Origin of the sequence: Rhizobium sp. RCC_161_2 (assembly GCF_041355235.1) — a bacterium.
Lineage (GTDB): Bacteria > Pseudomonadota > Alphaproteobacteria > Rhizobiales > Rhizobiaceae > Rhizobium.
Genome location: NZ_JBFUPL010000002.1, coordinates 608,731 through 628,340, shown reverse-complemented (window position 1 = coordinate 628,340; position 19,610 = coordinate 608,731). Strand labels below are relative to the sequence as shown.

Genomic DNA, 19,610 nt, shown 5'->3' with positions numbered 1-19,610 from the left:
TCAAGGCAGGCTGACGCTTTACCGGCCGCCACCAAAAAGGCAGGAAACACATGGCTGAGAATTACGACGTCATCATCATCGGTTCCGGTCCGGGCGGTTATGTCGCCGCCGTGCGCGCCGGTCAGCTTGGCCTGAAGACGGCGATCGTCGAACGCGAGCACCTGGGCGGCATCTGCCTCAATTGGGGCTGCATCCCGACCAAGGCGCTGCTCCGCTCGGCCGAAATTCTCGACCATTCCAACCATCTGAAGGATTATGGACTTGTTCTCGAGGGCAAGGTGAGCGCCGATGTAAAGGCAGTCGTCGCCCGTTCGCGCGGCGTTTCCGCCCGCCTCAACACCGGTGTCGGCTTTCTGATGAAAAAGAACAAGGTCGACGTGATCTGGGGCGAAGCCAAGATCACCAAGCCCGGAGAAATCGTCGTCGGCAAGTCGACCAAGCCCGTCGTCGAGCCGCAGCATCCGTTGCCTAAGAACGTCAAGGGCGAGGGCACCTACACCGCCAAGCACATCATCGTCGCCACCGGCGCCCGTCCGCGCGCTCTGCCGGGCATCGAGCCGGATGGCAAGCTGATCTGGACCTATTTTGAAGCGCTGAAGCCGGATTTCCTGCCGAAGTCGCTGCTGGTCATGGGCTCGGGCGCCATCGGCATCGAATTCGCCAGCTTCTATCGCTCCATGGGCGTCGACGTCACCGTCGTCGAGGTCATGCCGACCATCATGCCGGTCGAAGACGCCGAAATCTCCGGCATCGCCCGCAAGCAGCTCGAAAAGCGCGGCCTGAAGATCATCACCAAGGCGAAGGTCACCAAGGTCGAGAAGGGTGCGAACAGCATCACCGCCCATGTAGAGACCGAAGATGGCAAGGTGCAGCAGATCGTTGCCGATCGCATGATCTCCGCCGTCGGCGTGCAGGGCAATATCGAAAATCTCGGTCTCGAAGCGCTCGGCGTGAAGACTGATCGCGGCTGCGTCGTCATCGACGGCTACGGCAAGACGAACGTGCCGGGCATCTACGCGATCGGCGATGTCGCCGGCCCGCCGATGCTGGCGCACAAGGCCGAGCATGAAGGTGTTGTCTGCATTGAGAAGATCGCCGGCCTGCCGAACGTGCATCCGACCGACAAGAGCAAGGTTCCAGGCTGCACCTATTGCAATCCGCAGGTCGCCTCCGTCGGCCTGACGGAAGCCAAGGCCAAGGAGCAGGGCCGCGATATCCGCGTCGGCCGCTTCTCCTTCGTCGCCAACGGCAAGGCGATCGCGCTCGGCGAAGATCAGGGCATGGTCAAGGTCATCTTCGACAAGAAGACCGGTGAGCTGCTCGGCGCGCACATGGTCGGCGCTGAAGTCACCGAACTGATCCAGGGCTTTGTCGTCGCCATGAACCTGGAGACGACGGAAGAGGAGCTGATGCATACGATCTTCCCGCATCCGACCGTTTCGGAATCGATGAAGGAAGCCGTGCTGGACGCATACGGCCGTGTACTGAACGCTTGATAATTTCCTTGCACGCCCTCTATGCTGAGGGTGGAAAATTGCAAAGGAAATCATCATGTCTATCGGTACGGAAGCTTGGGTCGTCTTTCTTTTGATCGGTCTGTTGGCGGGGTTTCTCGCCAGCCTGATCGTTGGCGGCGGCGGTGGTTTGATCGGTTGCCTGGTCAGCGGCGTGATCGGTGCTTTCGTTGGCGGGTTCCTGTTCAACTGGTTCGGGATCTCGCTGGGAATTGAGAGCCCGCTGGTGGTCGAGATTATTCACGCGACCGTGGGCGCGATTGTCGTGGTGCTATTTGCAAGATTGATAGCTTAAAGGCGAAGATTCGATGGAAGGTATCGGCTGGTTAGGTCTGGTTATCATCGGTGGTCTTGCGGGTTGGCTCGCGGGTAAGCTGATGGAGGTGCGGTATGGCGTCATTCTCAACATCGTCCTCGGCATTGCCGGTTCGGTGGTCGCAGCCGCCATTCTCGCGGGGCTGCACGTCGGCGTACCCGGCGGAAGGTTTGGTTTTTTCGTCACCGGTTTCATTGGTGCATGCATTCTGATATTCCTCGCCAAATTCGCCCGGCGATGAATGGGCCGCGGACAAGCGGCGGAAAGTAGACGTTTCATGGTCACGATTCTCGACAGGATCAATCCAGACGCAAAGCGCGTAAGGCACCCGGAAAAGGCACATCGGCCGGACACGGAAGTTCTGCGCAAGCCCGACTGGATCCGCGTCAAGGCGCCGACATCGAAGGGCTATGCCGAGACACGCTCGATTGTGAAGGAGCACAAGCTCGTCACGGTCTGCGAGGAGGCAGGCTGCCCGAATATCGGCGAGTGCTGGGAGAAGAAGCACGCCACCTTCATGATCATGGGCGAGATCTGTACGCGCGCCTGCGCCTTCTGCAATGTCGCCACTGGCAAGCCGAATGCGCTCGATATGGCCGAGCCTGAAAACATCGCCAAGGCCGTCAAGGAAATGGGCCTCAGCCACGTCGTCATCACCTCCGTCGACCGCGACGACCTGGCGGACGGCGGTGCCGAACACTTCGAAAAGGTGATCTGGGCGATCCGCGCCGCTTCACCGATGACGACGATCGAAATCCTGACGCCCGACTTCCTGAAGAAGCCCGGCGCGCTGGAGCGCGTCGTGGCCGCCAAGCCAGACGTCTTCAATCACAATATGGAAACAGTACCCGGAAACTACCTGACGGTGCGTCCCGGCGCGCGTTACTTCCACTCGGTCCGGCTTTTGCAGCGGGTCAAGGAACTCGATCCGACCATGTTCACCAAGTCCGGCATCATGGTCGGCCTCGGCGAAGAGCGCAACGAAGTGCTGCAACTGATGGACGACCTGCGGACAGCGGACGTCGATTTCCTGACGATCGGCCAGTACCTGCAGCCGACCCGCAAGCATCATCAGGTCATGAGCTTCGTCACCCCCGAAGAGTTCAAGTCCTATGAGACTGTTGCCTACACCAAGGGCTTCCTGATGGTCGCCTCCAGCCCGCTGACGCGCTCGTCCCACCATGCCGGCGACGACTTCGCCCGCCTGCGTGCGGCGCGCGAGAAGAAGGTTCTGCTAGCGGCGGAATAGGAGAACAGTCTCAACGTCCTCAGGAGAGCGCGGAGATCTCAGGAACTTTTGGGTTCGAATAATTCGATCGCGTTGCCGGACGGGTCTTCGCAGAGGATTTGTCGTCCGCCTGGTCCCTCTAGGATGTCGTTGCGGAAATGAATACCATGTTCGCGCAGAGTGGAAACGAGCGCAGGCAACTCTCCTTGGATCTCAAGCACGAACCGGTTCCAGCCGCCCGGTTCAGGCTTGCGGCCATCCGGCATTGGCCGGGAAGCCGACGCCATCGGGCCTGCAAGCCACAATGTGAGGTCGTCCCGCGTCAGAATCGCCATTGCCGGTCCGAACTGTTGTTTTAGCGTAAAGCCGAAATGCTTCAGATAGAATGCCGCTGCCGTTTCGACATCCTCGACTATGTACCGCACCATCGCCATTGCGCTGCTCCTCGATCTGGCTAAGGGATGCTACCACGGTTTTCGCTTGCTTCGCCATATGATCGTCATCCGTTTGATTTAGGAAACATGCCCGCCGTTTGTTGCCGGTGCCGGCACTTTCGATTCGACTATGGAGCTGTACCGTGGAGCAGATCGTCGCGCCGCAGGCGCATGTCCGTGCCATTGATATCGAAGAGGCGACTGCGCTTATCAAAGAGGCGAACCGTATCCTTGTCATAGGCTGCTCCGGCACCGGCAAGAGCACACTGGCGCAGGCGATAGCCTCATTGCGCCAGCTGACTTACATGTCCATGGATCGCGATATCTTCTGGTTGCCGGGTTGGAAGTCACGTCCGCGCGCCGAGGCGATCTCGCGGATCGAGCAGGCGGTGGCCGGGCCACGTTGGATCATGGACGGCAATAGCCCCGGCACCTTGCCGTTGCGGTTGCCGCGCGCCGAGATCGTCATATGGCTACGACCTCCGCGGTACGTGGCATTGCGCGGCGTCGTCTCGCGCTGGCTGCGTTATAGGAGCCGCTCAAGGCCCGAGATGGCGGCCGGATGTCCCGAGCGTTTGGACTGGAAATTCCTGCATTACATCTGGACTTTCGAGCGTAACGAAGCGCCGCAGTTTCAGGAAATGCTGGCGCTGCACGGCCAGCATGTGCCTGTTTTGACGCTGAAATCCCATCGCGATGGCGCGGAATTGCTGGCACGCCTGCAAACCAGGATTTAAAACGGAGCTACCATGGATCAGATGACGATGCCTGCGTTGCGCCGGGAAATACAGGATCTCGCCCAGGCGGCAGATCATATTCGCCGGGCGAATCGCATTCTCGTGATGGGCTGCTCCGGCGGCGGCAAGTCGACGCTTTCGCTCAAGATCGCTGCCCGCTTCGGCCTTGACTATGTGTCGATCGATCGCGACGTGCTGTGGCTGCCGGGCTGGCTTCAGCGCGGAAAGGACGAGCAACGCGCCATCATCGTCTCAAAAGTGCAGGGCGATCGGTGGATCATGGACGGCACGAATCCCTCCACCTTCGACATACGTCTGCCGCGAACCGATCTGGTCATCTGGGTGCGGATGCCGCGGCTGATTTGTATCTGGGGTGCCGTCTCCCGCTGGGTCAAATGGGTCGGCCGCACACGCCCGGAAATGGCGCCAGGCTGCAACGAGAAAGTCGACTGGGAATTCCTGCGCTTCATCTGGACGTTCGAGGAAAAATTTACGCCTCGAGTCGTCTCTGGCCTCGTCGAACAGGGCCCGGACGTCCCGGTTTTCCAACTGAACAGCCGCCGGCAGATGCGTGAGCTTCTCGATCTGCTTGCGGCTTCTGCTTGATTGCAGCCAAGCTCCACAGTGCCGTATGCGGCTAGGTATGGGAGACGAAACATGAAGGAATTGAACAGCATAGCTGAAGCGGTCGCTCGTCTTAGGACCGTCGACCGTATTCTCATCATGGGATGTTCCGGGGGAGGTAAGTCAACTCTGGCACAGAAAGTCGTCGCTCGCCTGAATCTGCCTTACGTCTCGATGGATCGTGAGTTTTTCTGGCTGCCGGGTTGGGTCAAGAGAGACAAGGCGGAGGAACGTGCTCTGATCGCCGCAAAGGTTGCCGAGGAGCGCTGGCTGATCGATGGAACGGCGCCATCAAGCTTTGATCTGAGATTGCCGCGCACACAGCTTGTTCTTTGGGTGCGAATGCCGCGCTGGTTGTGCATGTGGGGAGCACTGTCGAGAGTTGTGCGGTGGTTTGGACGGTCCCGTCCAGACATGGCGTCGGGTTGCCCCGAGCGCATCCATTGGGAGTTCCTGCGCTATATTTGGGATTGGGAACGCAAATTTGCACCCAAAGTGCTGGCGGGCCTCGCACAACACGGCCCTGACGTCCCTGTTTTCCAGCTAAAATCCCGCGGTGAAATGCGTCAGCTTCTTGATCTTCTGGGCGGTCCTGCTTAATTGCGGCTCATGCCACAGTTTGAAACGCACCGCCCCGTCCCGCACACGCCTGACCAGATGTTCGACCTCGTCGCCGATGTCGAGCGCTATCCGGAATTCCTGCCGCTCTGCGATGCCCTGGTGATCCGCAATCGCAAGGAGCGCGACGGCAAGATCTTGCTGGTTGCGGACATGACCGTCGGCTACAAGGCGATCCGCGAGACCTTCACGACACAGGTGCTGCTCAACAAGGCGGAGCGGGCGATCGATGTGAAATATATCGACGGGCCGTTCAAGTATCTCGACAATCGCTGGCGCTTCCAGCCGACTGAAAACGGCAGCGTCATCGACTTCTTCATCGATTATGAGTTCAAGAGCCGCATTCTCGGCGCGTTGATGGGCTCGATGTTCGATCGCGCCTTCCGCATGTTCACGGATGCCTTCGAGACGCGGGCCGGCAAGATCTACGCCTGATCGAGCGCGATGAGCATTTCCAATGCCGTCTGCACCGTGGCAAGGCGAACTTTGTCGCGGCCGATATCGCCGTAACGCATCTCACGATGGATGAGGCCGCCCGTGCGTGCCTTGGCGGCGAGGTGCACCAGGCCAACCGGCTTGTCCGCCGATCCGCCGCCCGGTCCGGCAATGCCGGTCACTGCGACGGCAAAGTCGGCGTGCGAACGGAAGAGGGCGCCATGCACCATCTGCAGGGCGGTCTCCTTCGATACGGCGCCGAACTGCTCGAGCGTCTGTTCCTGAACGCCAAGCATCTCCATCTTCGCCGTGTTCGTATAGGTGACGAAGCCACGGTCGACGACTGCCGAGGAACCCGGAATGTCCGTCAGCGCGCCGGCAATCAGCCCGCCGGTGCAGGATTCCGCCGTGGCGATCATCCGGCCCTTCATTGCGAAGTCGCTGACGATGCCGCGCGCAAGTGCCAGAATGTCATCCGGGAAATGGCTCATGGCTTGCCGCCGCGATAGACGACTGTTGCCGTGGCGATGGCGGCAATGCCCTCGCGGCGGCCGACGAAGCCGATCTTCTCATTAGTGGTTGCCTTCACCGAACAACGCTCGAGGCTGATCCCTAAAAATTCCGAGAGCTTGGCGCGCATGGCTTCGCGATGTGGCCCGACCTTCGGCGCCTCGGCGATCAGCGAGACATCGGCATTCATGATCGTGCCGCCATGATCGCGGACGATCTTTGCGGCATGCTCGATAAAGATGCGCGACGGCGCGCCCCTCCATTGCGGATCGGAGGGCGGGAAGTGGTCGCCGATGTCGCCGGCGCCGCAGGTGGCGAGCAGGGCGTCGGTCAGCGCATGCAGCGCGACATCGGCGTCGGAATGGCCCTTGAGCGTCTGGTCATGCGGAATGAAGACGCCGCAGAGCGTCACGCCATCACCCGGTTCGAGCTGGTGGACATCATAGCCGTTGCCGGTACGCACATCCGGCAGCAGGCCGGCGGAAAGCTTTTCATCGGCCATGGCGATATCCCTCTTGATCGTCAGTTTGACATTATCCGCGCTGCCGGCAACCAGCGTCACTGGCAGGCCGGCCCATTCGGCAATCGCCGCGTCGTCGGTGAAATCCGTCTTGTTACCAGCAGCAGCCTTCTCATGTGCCACCAGAATATCGGCCAGCCGAAAAGACTGTGGCGTTTGCGCGGCATAGAGCCCGGCGCGCGGCACGGTTTCCGTCACCAGCGCATCCGAGCCCGCCCGCTTCAGCGTATCCGTCACCGGCATGGCCGGCAACACGGCGGGCGCTCCGGCGGCAAGCGCTGCAGCGACACGATCGAGCAGATCGTGATCGAAGAAGGGGCGGACGGCGTCATGGATCATGACATGGGTGACGCCGGTCTTTTCCAGCTGCCGCAGCCCCGCAAGCACCGATTGCTGGCGTGTGGCGCCGCCGAATGCGATCGCGACGTCGGACGAATCGGCAATCGTCTCCAGCGCCGAGCGCAGCAATGTCTCGTCGTCGCGGTGAATGACGATCACGATCTTTGCCGTTTGCGGCCATGTCACGAATTTTTCAAGCGTATGCGCAATAACCGGCCTGCCGCCGACCGCGCGATACTGCTTCGGGCCTTCCTCGGGCGATCCAGCCCGCTCACCGCGCCCGGCAGCAACGATCACGATTCCGATCGACATCGGTTGCGTTGAGTGCATTTGCGTCATAAACCCCCGGGGATGAAAGGCTCCGCTCCAGCATGATCCCCAAAAAAGTGCGAAGCGGTTTTCTGGACAAGATCATGCTAAGAAGATCGCCAAAGCAGGATCTTGCTACAGCAGGGTCTATCGCCTCGAATGGGTATTTTCCAGCATTTGCCCAAAAAATATCAACATTCTCCGAAACCTCTTGGCAAGCCCCTTGAGAATGTCTAAAAATAGTGCAGATGTACTGTGTGCCTGAAAGATAATCATTTGCTTCCACCTGAGCTTGCAGCCTCATTTTCCATCGGTCCAGTGCCCATCCGCAATCGCGTGATCCTCGCGCCGATGTCGGGGGTCACCGATTTGCCGTTCCGGCAGTTGGCTCTGCGCTATGGGGCCGGCCTGGTCGTGACCGAGATGGTCGCGAGCCGTGAATTGGTGCAGGACACGGCCGAATCCTGGGCGCGTCTGAAGAGTGCAGGGCTGAAGCCGCATATGGTGCAGCTGGCCGGACGCGAGGCGCATTGGATGGCGGAAGCGGCAAAGATCGCTGCCGACAACGGCGCCGATATCATCGACATCAACATGGGCTGTCCTGCCAAGAAGGTGATCGGCGGCTATTCCGGCTCGGCCCTGATGCGCGATCCGGATCATGCGCTGGGCTTGATCGAGGCGACCGTCAAGGCGGTCGATGTCCCCGTGACGCTGAAGATGCGGCTCGGCTGGGATGAAAATTCCATCAACGCGCCGCATATCGCGCGCCGCGCCGAAGAGGCCGGCATCCAGCTCGTGACGATCCACGGCCGCACGCGCATGCAGTTTTATGAGGGCAGGGCGGATTGGGATGCGATCCGCGCCGTGCGCGATGTCATTTCCATTCCGCTCGTTGCCAATGGCGATGTCGATACGCCGGAAGACGCGAGCGAGATACTTCGCCGCTCCGGCGCCGATGCCGTCATGGTCGGGCGCGGTTGTCAGGGGCGGCCCTGGCATGCGGGCGTGCTTGCCGGTTATCGCGCGCCGGATCGTGGTGAGATCGCCGATATCGCCCTCGAACACTACCGGATGATGCTGGATTTCTATGGCGAGGCCGTCGGTATTCGTCATGCCCGCAAACATCTCGGCTGGTATCTGGACCGTTACGCTCCCACCACCATTGGCGCTGAAAAGGCAAGAATCATGACTTCGAAAGACAGCCAAGAGGCGGCCGCCTTGTTGCATGCGGCGCTACAGGCCGGGTCCGATCCTGGCCGAAGCCTCCAGGAGGCCGCATGAGCTCGAAATCCAATCCCGGCGGTGCTGAGCATACGGGCGGCGCCGTGGCCATGGCGGTTCTCAACGCGATCCAGAATCCGGTCGTTATGGTCAACGAGGCCGGCCTGATCGCCTTTGCCAATTGGGAGGCCGAGGCCTTCTTCGGCGCCAGCGCCTCGCATCTGGCGCGCTACGAGATTTCCGCCTTCATTCCCTTCGGAAGCCCTTTGCTGGCGCTGATCGATCAGGTGCGCGAACGTCGTGCGCCGGTGAATGAATATCGCGTGGATCTGAGTTCGCCGCGTCTCGGTCAGGACAAGCTGGTGGATATCTATGTCGCACCGGTTTCGAGCGATCCCGGCTCCGTGGTGGTCGTGTTCCAGGAACGATCCATGGCCGACAAGATCGACCGGCAGTTGACGCATCGCGCTGCCGCCCGCTCGGTGACTGGCCTTGCCTCGATGCTGGCGCATGAGATCAAGAACCCGCTCTCCGGCATTCGCGGCGCTGCCCAGTTGCTGGAGCAGTCGGTAGAGGACGACGATCGCGCGCTGACGCGGCTGATTTGTGACGAGACCGACCGTATCGTTTCGCTGGTCGACCGCATGGAGGTCTTTTCCGACGAACGTCCGATCGATCGCGTCCCGGTCAATATCCACTCCGTTCTCGATCATGTGAAGGCCGTCGCCAAGGCTGGCTTTGCACGCAACATCAAGTTCAGCGAAAACTACGACCCATCCTTGCCGGCGGTCTATGCCAACAGGGACCAGCTCGTGCAGATATTCCTCAATCTGGTGAAGAATGCCGCCGAAGCCATCGGCGATAAGCCGGATGGCGAGATCATGCTGACGACCGCCTATCGCCCGGGTATCCGCCTTTCCGTCGCCGGAACGCGCGAGAAAATCTCGCTGCCGCTCGAATTCTGCGTGATCGACAACGGTCCAGGCGTGCCAACCGATCTCGTACCGCATCTCTTCGACCCGTTCATCACCACGAAGACAAACGGAACCGGTCTTGGCCTGGCGCTTGTGGCCAAGATCATCGGTGACCATGGCGGCATTGTCGAATGCGACAGCCAGAACCATCGCACCACTTTCCGGGTTCTGATGCCGGCCTCCAAAGGCATCACACTTGAAGACGCCCCCTTTCCGAACTCTACAGGGACTACTCGATGACAGCCACGATCCTTGTCGCCGACGACGATGCAGCCATCCGTACCGTGCTTAATCAGGCCTTGAGCCGCGCCGGTTACGATGTGCGCATCACATCCAACGCCGCGACGCTCTGGCGTTGGGTTTCCGCCGGCGAAGGCGACCTCGTCGTTACCGACGTCGTCATGCCTGACGAAAATGCCTTCGACCTTCTGCCGCGCATCAAGAAGGCGCGGCCGGAACTGCCTGTCCTGGTCATGAGTGCGCAAAACACCTTCATGACGGCGATCAAGGCCTCGGAAAAGGGCGCCTACGACTATCTGCCGAAGCCGTTCGACCTGACGGAGCTGATTGCCATCATCGGCCGAGCGCTGTCGGAGCCCAAGCGTAAGCCCGCCAAGCTCGACGACGACATGCAGGACGGCATGCCGCTGGTCGGCCGCTCCGCCGCCATGCAGGAAATCTACCGCGTGCTGGCGCGTCTGATGCAGACCGACCTGACGCTGATGATCACCGGCGAATCCGGCACCGGCAAGGAGCTTGTCGCCCGCGCGCTGCATGACTACGGCAAGCGCCGCAATGGTCCCTTCGTCGCCATCAACATGGCAGCCATCCCGCGCGACTTGATCGAATCGGAATTGTTCGGCCATGAGAAGGGCGCCTTCACCGGCGCGCAGACGCGCTCAACCGGCCGCTTCGAGCAGGCCGAGGGCGGCACGCTGTTTCTCGACGAAATCGGCGACATGCCGATGGACGCGCAAACGCGCCTTCTGCGCGTGCTCCAGCAGGGTGAATATACGACGGTCGGCGGTCGCACACCGATCCGCACCGATGTCCGCATCGTTGCCGCCACCAACAAGGATCTGAAACAGGCGATCAACCAGGGCCTGTTCCGCGAGGATCTCTATTACCGCCTCAACGTCGTGCCGCTGCGCCTGCCGCCGCTGCGCGACCGTGCCGAGGATATTCCGGATTTGGTCCGTCATTTCGTGACGCAGGCGGAAAAGGAGGGGCTAGGATCCAAGCGGTTCGATCAGGAAGCGCTGGAGTTGATGAAGGCCTATCCTTGGCCGGGTAACGTGCGCGAGCTCGAAAACCTCATCCGCCGGCTGATGGCGCTCTATCCGCAGGATGTCATCACCCGCGAAATCATCGATTCGGAATTGCGCGCCGATGTGCCCGATAGCCCGATCGAAAAGGGGCCGGTGCGGACCGGTACCATGACCATCGCCCAGGCGGTCGAGGAGAATATGCGCAGCTATTTTTCCAGCTTCGGCGACAACCTGCCACCACCCGGTCTCTATGATCGGGTGCTGACCGAGATGGAGTACCCGCTGATCCTCGCCGCGCTGACCGCCACCCGTGGCAATCAGATCAAAGCCGCCGATCTGCTCGGCCTCAACCGCAATACGCTGCGCAAAAAGATCAGAGAACTGGGTGTTTCCGTTTATCGGAGCTCCCGCACGGCTTGACAACGTTATCGGATGCGTTGCATTTTCGCCACAATGCGTTGCTTAAAGGTCACGCAGCCGGTTCGCGGTTTTTGCGGTAGCGATTCATCGGAAAAACTCCTGCGCAAATAATAATTGTTCAGAAGTTTCAAACCGTTGTATCGATAATTTTGAGTAGGGGTTTCGCGTTGATGCGAAACCGGGTGGCAATGCCGCCTTTGCCTGCTGCGCTCTGCCGCCAAAACAGTGCTGATTGCAATTAGGCTGAGGCGCCGACCGTCGCCTGCGCCTGGAGATATTGGGAATGAAGCAGGACGCGGTGTCGTCGGCGGCGAGCGACGAGGCGGTTGTCAAGGTGACGGACCGTCGTGCGTCCTTCGCTCTTCCTGGCCTGATCCTGGCCGGTGGTGCGTTGTCGTGCGCGGTTGCTACGCTTCTGGTGCTTCTGGGGCTGACGCCCATTGCCCCCACATCCTCCGTCGTCTTTACCTCCGTCGTGATCAACGGCCTGTTCGTTCTGGGGCTGATCGCCCTGATCGGTCGCGAAGTCGGGCGTCTCGTGAAGGCGCGCAGCCGTGGCCGCGCCGCCGCGCGACTGCATATCCGCATTGTCGTTCTCTTTTCCATCGTGGCGATCACCCCTGCGATCCTCGTCGCCATTGTCGCCAGTCTGACACTCAATGTCGGCCTCGACCGCTGGTTCGCATTGCGCACGCAGCAGATCATCAGTTCCTCGCAGAACGTCGCGCAGGCCTATCTGATGGAGAATGCCAGCTATCTTCAGGGCCAGACCGTGTCCATGGCGAACGATCTGGAACGCAACCGCTCGCTATACAGTCTCGACCGCACTGGTTTCGCCGATCTGATGACCAGGCAGGCCAAGGGCCGCGGCATGCTCGGCGCCTTCCTGGTGCGCCGCGACGGCACGGCGATCGTCCAGGCCGATATCAAGACCGAGCGTCCGCTGCCGGCAATCCCGAAGGACGCGCTCGACGCCTCGGCCGATGGCCAGCCGACGCTCATCCCGCCCGGTGTCACCAATCTTGTCGGTGCGATCATCAAGCTTGACGAGCTTCCCGGCGCCTTCCTCTATACGGTGCGCGCCGTTGATCCGCGCGTCATGAATGCCATGCGCATGGTCGAGGACAACACGGCCGAATACAAGGCGATGGAAGAGGGGCGCATGTCTCTCCAGATCGCCTTCGCCGTGCTCTACATCGGGTTTGCCCTGATCGTGCTTCTGGCTGCAATCTGGACCGCAATCGCGGTGGCCGACCGCATCGTACGGCCGATCCGGCTGCTGATCAGCGCCGCTGACAACGTCGCCTCCGGCAACATGAATGTGCTGGTGCCGGTGCGTGCCGCCGATGGCGACGTCGGCAGCCTGTCGCGTACCTTCAACAAGATGATTTCCGAGATTCGCACTCAGCGCGACGAAATCCTCGAAGCCAAGGACGAGGTTGATGACCGCCGCCGCTTCATCGAAGCGGTGCTTTCCGGCGTGACCGCAGCCGTTATCGGCGTCGAACACGACCGGCGCATCACCATTGCCAACACGTCTGCCGAAGAACTTCTGTCCTTGAAGAGCGAAGAACTCGTCGGCAAGAACCTGGCCGAGATCGCCCCTGAGGTCGAGCAGGTCATAACCGAGGCCACGACGCGGCATCGCAATGATTTCCGCAAGCAGATCAGTCTCGTGCGCGGTGGCACGGTGCGCACGCTCAGCGTGCAGGTGACGCGTGAGGAAACCCGCGATACCAACGAATCCTACGTCATCACGCTCGACGACATCACCGATCTCGTCATCGCCCAGCGCTCGACGGCCTGGGCGGACGTTGCTCGCCGCATCGCGCACGAGATCAAGAACCCGCTGACGCCGATCCAGCTCTCCGCCGAGCGCATTCGCCGCCGCTTCGGCAAGAATATCGCTGAAGCTGACCGCCCCGTCTTCGATCAATGCACCGATACGATCATCCGCCAGGTCGGTGACATCGGCCGCATGGTCGACGAATTCTCGTCTTTCGCCCGCATGCCGAAGCCGACCATGGAACCGAGTGACCTGCGCGATATCCTGCGTGACGCCGTGTTCCTGCGCGAAATGGGCAATAGCCATGTCAAGTTCGAGCGTGAACTCGGCGACGAACGGCTGGAGGGCATGTTCGACACGCGCATGCTTGGCCAGGCCTTCGGCAATCTCATCAAGAATGCTGTCGAGGCGATCGATGGCGTGCCGAGTGGCGAGACCCGCGAGGAGCCGAAAATCCTCGTGCGCGCCTCGCTGGATGCCGAGCGCGACCGCTTTACTGTCGATATTGTCGACAATGGCCGTGGCCTGCCGGTCGAGAACCGGCACAGCATTCTCGAACCCTATATGACGATGCGCGAGAAGGGCACAGGCCTTGGGCTCGCCATCGTCAAGAAGATCATTGAAGACCACGGCGGGCAGCTCGAACTGCACGATGCTCCCGCCGATTTCGACCAGGGCAGGGGGGCCATGATCCGCGTGCATCTGCCGCGCCGTGAGCAAGCCATCGTCGCCCAGACAGCAAGTGACAAGGAAAGCGTTTATGGCATCTGATATTCTCGTGGTGGACGACGAGGAAGACATTCGCGAAATCGTTTCGGGAATTCTTTCGGATGAGGGGCATGAGACCCGCACCGCCCATGACAGCGACAGCGCGCTCGCGGCGATCTCCGATCGGGCACCCAGGCTGATCTTCCTCGATATCTGGATGCAGGGCAGCAAGCTCGACGGGCTTGCGCTGCTGGACGAGATCAAGGCGCGTCATCCGGACCTGCCGGTCGTGATGATCTCCGGTCACGGCAACGTCGAAACCGCCGTCTCCGCCATCAAGCGCGGCGCCTTCGATTTCATCGAGAAGCCGTTCAAGGCCGACCGGTTGATCCTGATCGCCGAGCGCGCCTTGGAGAATTCCAAGCTGAAGCGCGAAGTCTCGGAACTGAAGCGCCGCACCGGCGATGCCATCGAGCTGATCGGCACCTCGGTTGCCGTTTCCCAGCTTCGCCAGACCATCGACAAGGTCGCTCCGACCAACAGCCGCGTGATGATCTTCGGCCCTTCCGGCTCCGGCAAGGAGCTTGTGGCGCGCATGATCCACAAGAAGTCGGCACGCGCCAATGGGCCTTTCGTGGCGCTGAATGCCGCAACGATTACGCCCGAACGGATGGAAATCGCCCTGTTCGGTACGGAGGGGTCACCCGGCCAGCCGCGCAAGACCGGCGCGCTGGAAGAGTCGCATCGCGGCATCCTCTATCTCGATGAAGTCGGCGAAATGCCGCGCGAGACGCAGAACAAGATCCTGCGCGTGCTGGTGGATCAGCAGTTCGAGCGCGTCGGCGGCTCCAAGCGGGTCAAGGTCGATGTCCGCATCATCTCGTCCACCGCCTACAATCTGGAAAGCCGGATCGCCGAGAGCCTATTCCGCGAGGATCTCTACCACCGGCTTGCCGTGGTGCCCGTGCGCGTGCCGGCGCTTGCCGAGCGGCGCGAGGACATTCCTTTCCTCGTCGACCAGCTGATGCGGCAGATTTCAGAGCAGGCCGGTATTCGGTCGCGCCGGATCGGCGACGATGCCATGGCAGTGCTGCAGGCCCATGATTGGCCTGGCAATATTCGTCAGCTGCGCAACAATATCGAACGGCTAATGATTCTCGCGCGTACCGATGGTCCGGATACGCCGATCACGGCGGAAATGCTGCCGACCGATCTCGGCGACATGCTGCCGAAAGTCTCCGCCAAGAACGACTATCACATCATGACGCTGCCGCTGCGCGAAGCCCGCGAAATGTTCGAGCGCGACTATCTGATTGCGCAGATCAATCGCTTCGGCGGCAATATCTCGCGCACCGCGGAATTCGTCGGCATGGAGCGCTCGGCGCTGCATCGCAAGCTGAAGTCGCTCGGTGTCTGATGCGGTTCGTGCGGGTGCAACAATCTGTCGCACAACTGCCTGTAGTCTCGTGAAGTTCTGATCAAGGTCCGTCATGCCGAGAATAGCTTATGTGAATGGTCGTTACGTCAAGCACAGCGACGCCATGGTTCACGTCGAGGATCGCGGCTATCAGTTTGCCGATGGCGTCTATGAGGTCTGCGAAGTCCGCCATGGGTTGATCGTAGACCTGACACGGCACCTCGATCGTCTTAACCGTTCGCTCGGCGAGCTGCGGATCGCCTGGCCGATGGGCCGTGCGGCGCTGATCCATGTGATTCGCGAGACGCTCCGCCGCAATCATGTCCGCAACGGCCTGTTCTATCTGCAGGTAACGCGCGGCGTCGCCCGGCGCGACCATGTCTTCCCACCGGAAGGCACACCGTCCTCGATCGTCGTCACCGCCAAGAGCACCGATCCCGCCGTCATCGCCAGGAAAAATGCCAACGGCATCAAGGCGATTACGGTGCGTGACAATCGCTGGGACCGGGTCGATATCAAGTCGGTCGGGCTTTTGCCGAATGCGCTGGCGCGCCAACAGGCCAAGGAGGCCGGCGCGCAGGAGGCGATCTATATCGATCACAACAACATGGTGAAGGAAGGTGCCGCCACCAATGTCTGGATCGTCGATCCCGACGGCAATCTGGTCACGCGCCCGGCCGAGCATGGCATTCTGCGGGGCATTACGCGCACAACCCTTATGGAGGTCGCGGCCAGGCTTGGGCTCACCATCGTCGAGCGTTTTTTCTCCGTCGAAGAGATGATGGCGGCGCGTGAAGTGTTCATCACGGCGGCCACAAGTATTTGTTTTCCCGTGATTGCCATCGATGGCGAGACGATTGCCAACGGTCATCCGGGTAACGTTTCCGAGAAAATTCGTGAAGCCTTTTTCGACGTTGCGGAAAAGACTGCGATTTGATACCAACAATCGATGGCGGGAGAGATTGAGGGTGTCTCCTGTCCGAGACCTCAATATATCTTGATATTGCACCGGCTTAGGTCGGCAAAAAAGAAAGAATCGGCGCGATGGCGGAACGTTCTCAGAACTTGCAGGACTTGTTTCTCAATACTGTTCGCAAGCAAAAGATTTCACTCACAATCTTCTTGATCAATGGCGTGAAGCTCACGGGCGTTGTTACGTCCTTCGACAATTTCTGCGTGCTGTTGCGCCGAGACGGTCATTCGCAGCTTGTTTACAAGCACGCGATTTCGACCATCATGCCGGGTCAGCCGATGCAGATGTTCGAGAGCGAAGAAGTCGCATCCTAACTAGGATTTGCCGTTATCACGACACGCGATACCAAAAATGATTCCATCATCCCGGAAGCCGTAAAGCATCGGGATGATATGCGGGCTGTTGTCATCGTGCCTGTGTTGAAGCAGGGGCGTTCGCGCTCAGCACAGGCGGATGGTACGGGGACAACGTCGCGCACACCCGAGAGCCGCCTCGAAGAAGGCAATGGCCTGGCGCAGGCGATCGACCTTGATGTCGTCAACGGCTCCATCGTACCGATCAACGATCCGCGCCCCGCGACCTTGCTCGGCACCGGCAAGATCGAGGAAATCCTCGCGCTGCTTGATGAATTCAACGCCGGTCTGGTGATCGTCGATCATCCGCTGACGCCGGTGCAGCAGCGCAATCTCGAGAAAGCCTGGAACGCCAAGGTCATCGACCGCACGGGTCTCATCCTCGAAATTTTCGGCCGCCGTGCCTCCACCAAGGAAGGCACGCTGCAGGTCGAACTTGCGCATCTCAACTATCAGAAAGGCCGGCTGGTCCGCAGCTGGACCCACCTTGAGCGCCAGCGCGGTGGCGCAGGCTTCATGGGCGGTCCCGGCGAAACCCAGATCGAAGCCGACCGGCGACAGTTGCAGGAGCGGATCATCCGGCTGGAACGCGAGCTGGAGCAGGTGGTGCGTACACGCCAGCTTCACCGCGCCAAGCGCAGGAAAGTGCCGCATCCGATCGTGGCGCTGGTGGGCTATACCAACGCCGGCAAATCGACGCTGTTCAACCGTATCACCGGCGCCGGCGTCCTCGCCGAGGACATGCTGTTTGCAACGCTCGACCCGACGCTGCGGCGCATGAAGCTGCCGCATGGCCGTACTGTCATCCTTTCCGACACGGTCGGCTTCATTTCCGATCTGCCGACCCATCTCGTCGCCGCCTTCCGCGCCACGCTGGAAGAGGTGCTGGAAGCCGACCTGATCCTGCATGTCCGCGATCTCTCGGACGAAGACAATCAGGCGCAGAGCGCCGATGTCATGCGGATCCTTGGGGACCTCGGCATCGGCGAGGCGGAAGGGGCTGAGCGCATCCTCGAAGTCTGGAACAAGATCGATCGTCTGGAGCCGGAGGCGCATGACGCCATCGTCCAGAAGGCATCGACTGCCGAAAACGTCATCGCCGTATCGGCAATGAGCGGCGAGGGAGTCGATCGTCTGATGGACGAAATCAGCCACCGGCTTTCCGGTGTCCTGACCGAAACGACGATCACGCTGCCCGTCGACAAGCTGACGCTGCTGTCCTGGGTCTACAACCACGCCATCGTCGATAGCCGTGAGGATAACGAGGACGGTACGGTGAAGCTGGACGTGCGCTTGACCGAGACGGAGGCCACGGAACTGGAGCGGCGTCTGGGTCGCGGTCCGAAGCCGCAGCGCGAGGATTGGGAATAGGGAAGGTAACTCCCTATTCGGCGAGCTGTCTTTCGATCGCCTTTGCCGCCTGCCAGATGTCTTCCATCCGCTCCAGCGAAGCTCCTTCCAGCGTTTCGCCTGCTGCCTCAAGCGTCGTCTCGATGTGATTGAAGCGGCGACGGAATTTCGTGTTGGTGCCGCGTAGCGCCTGCTCCGGGTCCGCCTCCACATGCCGGCCGATATTGACGACCGCGAAGATCAGGTCGCCGAGTTCATCGCTGACCTTGGCCTTGTCGCCGCTGGCAAGCGCCACCCGCAATTCGCCGATCTCTTCCTCGATCTTGTCGAGGATCGGTTCCGGCGCGGACCAGTCGAAGCCGACCTTGGCGGCGCGTTCCTGCAATTTCAGCGCCTCGGTCAAAGCCGGAAATGAGCGCTGCACCGAGCCGAGGAAGCCTGCCTTGAAATCCTCGGAGATGCCGCGCTTTGCCCGGCGCTCAGTGCGCTCGCGCTTCTCCTCGGCCTTGATCTGATCCCATTGCAGCTTCACCGCATCGTGGGTGTCGGCGTCGGAAACGGCAAAGACATGCGGATGCCGGCGGATCATCTTACGGGTGATGGCTTCGACAACGTCGCCGAAAGAGAAGTCGCCCGCTTCCTCTGCCATGCGGGCATGGAATACCACCTGCAGCAGAAGGTCGCCAAGCTCATCGCAAAGGTCGTCCATATCCTTGCGCTCGATCGCATCGGAAACCTCGTAGGCCTCCTCGATCGTATACGGCTTGATCGTCTCGAAGGTCTGGACGATATCCCAGGGGCAACCGGTCTGAGGATTACGCAACGCCGCCATGATCTCGATCAGGCGGGATATGTCTTGTGATGCTTCCATTGGAATCTCTGTGGTCCGGCCTTGGTCAGTTCAGCGGAATGTCGTTATCGCTCTTGGACGATTGATAGCTGTCGGAGAGCGCGGCATAGGCGGCCTTGATGCGTGCCGTCTGGTCCTTGAGCGCCGTCTTCAGCGGATCCTGTTCCGTCTCCACCAGATCGGCAATGGCAAAGCTGTTCCAGAAGGCATTCTGCCGGCGATAGCCGCCGGGCTCCAGTCCGAAGACTTCTTTCAGGATCAGCAAGTCATGCGGGATCGCGAAAGCGTCACGGGAATCCTCATGGCTGAAAAAATAATAGTAGTTGTCGAAGCCGGCCCAGGTGATCGCCGACATGCACATAGTACAGGGCTCATGGGTCGACAGGAAGATCAGGTCTTTTGTCGCGGGTTTGTCGCCAAGCTCGTAAAACCGCTTCAGCGCATGCACTTCGCCGTGCCAGAGCGGATTTTCCAGCTCATTGTTGGTTTCGGCGACCACCAGCGACAGGTCGGACTTGCGAAGGATCGCCGCGCCGAATACCTTGTTTCCGGCGGCAACGCCTTTCTGCGTCAGCGGCAGGATATCCTGTTCCATGACATCGAGAAGGCGGGTGGCAATGGTGTTTGCTGACAAGCGTCGTACTCCGAGGATTTTCTCTTAGATTAGCGGCATTGCTGGCGCGGCGGAATGCGCAAACGACGTATA

General features: G+C 60.5%; 21 protein-coding genes. 16 read left to right on the top strand and 5 right to left on the bottom strand.

Annotation, left to right across the window (positions count from 1 at the left end; all coding sequences use genetic code 11):
- Nucleotides 1-50 precede the first annotated feature (50 nt).
- From lpdA to lipA, 4 genes are read left to right on the top strand one after another with little or no spacing between them, the layout of a single operon-like run.
- Nucleotides 51-1,496, top strand: a complete 1,446-nt coding sequence (gene lpdA / locus AB6803_RS07185) for a dihydrolipoyl dehydrogenase (protein ID WP_371108225.1) — start codon at nt 51-53, stop codon at nt 1,494-1,496.
- A gap of 55 nt (nt 1,497-1,551) precedes the next feature.
- Nucleotides 1,552-1,809, top strand: coding sequence for a GlsB/YeaQ/YmgE family stress response membrane protein (locus AB6803_RS07180; protein ID WP_371108224.1), 258 nt, complete (start codon nt 1,552-1,554; stop codon nt 1,807-1,809).
- 13 nt (nt 1,810-1,822) lie between these two features.
- Entirely contained in the window at nt 1,823-2,071 is a 249-nt protein-coding gene (locus AB6803_RS07175; protein WP_047454741.1) for a GlsB/YeaQ/YmgE family stress response membrane protein, read from the top strand.
- A gap of 36 nt (nt 2,072-2,107) precedes the next feature.
- Nucleotides 2,108-3,079: a lipoyl synthase gene (gene lipA, locus AB6803_RS07170; protein WP_174162709.1), complete on the top strand. Its 972-nt coding sequence runs from the start codon at nt 2,108-2,110 to the stop codon at nt 3,077-3,079.
- Nucleotides 3,080-3,117: 38 nt separating this feature from the next.
- On the opposite strand, the gene AB6803_RS07165 is transcribed toward lipA, so the two are convergent.
- Nucleotides 3,118-3,492: a VOC family protein gene (locus AB6803_RS07165; RefSeq protein ID WP_371108223.1), complete on the bottom strand. Its 375-nt coding sequence runs from the start codon at nt 3,490-3,492 to the stop codon at nt 3,118-3,120.
- Nucleotides 3,493-3,635: 143 nt separating this feature from the next.
- On the opposite strand from AB6803_RS07165, the gene AB6803_RS07160 reads away from it, so the two are divergent.
- From AB6803_RS07160 to AB6803_RS07145, 4 genes are read left to right on the top strand one after another with little or no spacing between them, the layout of a single operon-like run.
- Complete coding sequence (locus tag AB6803_RS07160) at nt 3,636-4,229, top strand: AAA family ATPase (RefSeq protein ID WP_371108222.1); 594 nt, start codon at nt 3,636-3,638, stop codon at nt 4,227-4,229.
- Between the two features lie 12 nt (nt 4,230-4,241).
- Entirely contained in the window at nt 4,242-4,835 is a 594-nt protein-coding gene (locus AB6803_RS07155) for an AAA family ATPase (RefSeq protein ID WP_371108221.1), read from the top strand.
- A gap of 51 nt (nt 4,836-4,886) precedes the next feature.
- Nucleotides 4,887-5,453 (top strand): AAA family ATPase, encoded by a 567-nt coding sequence (locus tag AB6803_RS07150; RefSeq protein ID WP_371108220.1) that lies wholly within the window; start codon nt 4,887-4,889, stop codon nt 5,451-5,453.
- 9 nt (nt 5,454-5,462) lie between these two features.
- Complete coding sequence (locus AB6803_RS07145; protein WP_371108219.1) at nt 5,463-5,906, top strand: type II toxin-antitoxin system RatA family toxin; 444 nt, start codon at nt 5,463-5,465, stop codon at nt 5,904-5,906.
- On the opposite strand, the gene AB6803_RS07140 is transcribed toward AB6803_RS07145, so the two are convergent.
- On the bottom strand, nt 5,897-6,397 hold the full coding sequence (locus tag AB6803_RS07140; protein ID WP_371108218.1) for a CinA family protein: 501 nt from the start codon (nt 6,395-6,397) through the stop codon (nt 5,897-5,899). The two genes, AB6803_RS07145 and AB6803_RS07140, sit on opposite strands and share 10 nt — an antisense overlap.
- Nucleotides 6,394-7,614 carry a bifunctional 2-C-methyl-D-erythritol 4-phosphate cytidylyltransferase/2-C-methyl-D-erythritol 2,4-cyclodiphosphate synthase gene (locus AB6803_RS07135; RefSeq protein WP_371108217.1) on the bottom strand — a complete coding sequence of 407 codons (1,221 nt, stop codon included), beginning with the start codon at nt 7,612-7,614 and terminating at the stop codon, nt 6,394-6,396. The genes AB6803_RS07140 and AB6803_RS07135 overlap by 4 nt, the downstream gene beginning before the upstream one ends.
- Before the next feature lie 225 nt (nt 7,615-7,839).
- On the opposite strand from AB6803_RS07135, the gene dusB reads away from it, so the two are divergent.
- The 8 genes from dusB to hflX all read left to right on the top strand — a co-directional run bounded on the left by dusB (nt 7,840) and on the right by hflX (nt 18,075).
- Nucleotides 7,840-8,865, top strand: coding sequence for a tRNA dihydrouridine synthase DusB (gene dusB / locus AB6803_RS07130; protein WP_371108216.1), 1,026 nt, complete (start codon nt 7,840-7,842; stop codon nt 8,863-8,865).
- Nucleotides 8,862-10,019, top strand: a complete 1,158-nt coding sequence (locus AB6803_RS07125) for a nitrogen regulation protein NR(II) (protein WP_371108215.1) — start codon at nt 8,862-8,864, stop codon at nt 10,017-10,019. Before dusB ends, AB6803_RS07125 begins: the two co-directional genes overlap by 4 nt.
- A complete protein-coding gene (gene ntrC, locus AB6803_RS07120) occupies nt 10,016-11,467 on the top strand; it encodes a nitrogen regulation protein NR(I) (RefSeq protein WP_153365688.1) in 1,452 nt (483 codons plus the stop codon). The genes AB6803_RS07125 and ntrC overlap by 4 nt, the downstream gene beginning before the upstream one ends.
- A gap of 283 nt (nt 11,468-11,750) precedes the next feature.
- Nucleotides 11,751-14,024, top strand: coding sequence for an ATP-binding protein (locus tag AB6803_RS07115; protein WP_371108214.1), 2,274 nt, complete (start codon nt 11,751-11,753; stop codon nt 14,022-14,024).
- Entirely contained in the window at nt 14,014-15,378 is a 1,365-nt protein-coding gene (locus AB6803_RS07110; RefSeq protein WP_371108213.1) for a sigma-54-dependent transcriptional regulator, read from the top strand. Before AB6803_RS07115 ends, AB6803_RS07110 begins: the two co-directional genes overlap by 11 nt.
- Before the next feature lie 73 nt (nt 15,379-15,451).
- Complete coding sequence (locus AB6803_RS07105) at nt 15,452-16,315, top strand: D-amino-acid transaminase (protein WP_371108212.1); 864 nt, start codon at nt 15,452-15,454, stop codon at nt 16,313-16,315.
- Nucleotides 16,316-16,422: 107 nt separating this feature from the next.
- Nucleotides 16,423-16,665 (top strand): RNA chaperone Hfq, encoded by a 243-nt coding sequence (gene hfq, locus AB6803_RS07100; protein ID WP_007693481.1) that lies wholly within the window; start codon nt 16,423-16,425, stop codon nt 16,663-16,665.
- A gap of 78 nt (nt 16,666-16,743) precedes the next feature.
- A complete protein-coding gene (gene hflX / locus AB6803_RS07095) occupies nt 16,744-18,075 on the top strand; it encodes a GTPase HflX (protein ID WP_371108211.1) in 1,332 nt (443 codons plus the stop codon).
- A gap of 13 nt (nt 18,076-18,088) precedes the next feature.
- Here the strand turns inward: hflX and mazG are convergent, their stop codons facing one another.
- Both mazG and AB6803_RS07085 read right to left on the bottom strand, forming a co-directional pair.
- A complete protein-coding gene (mazG, locus tag AB6803_RS07090) occupies nt 18,089-18,925 on the bottom strand; it encodes a nucleoside triphosphate pyrophosphohydrolase (RefSeq protein WP_371108210.1) in 837 nt (278 codons plus the stop codon).
- A 25-nt stretch (nt 18,926-18,950) separates the two neighbouring features.
- Complete coding sequence (locus tag AB6803_RS07085; protein WP_371108209.1) at nt 18,951-19,538, bottom strand: deaminase; 588 nt, start codon at nt 19,536-19,538, stop codon at nt 18,951-18,953.
- Between the last annotated feature and the right edge of the window lie 72 nt (nt 19,539-19,610).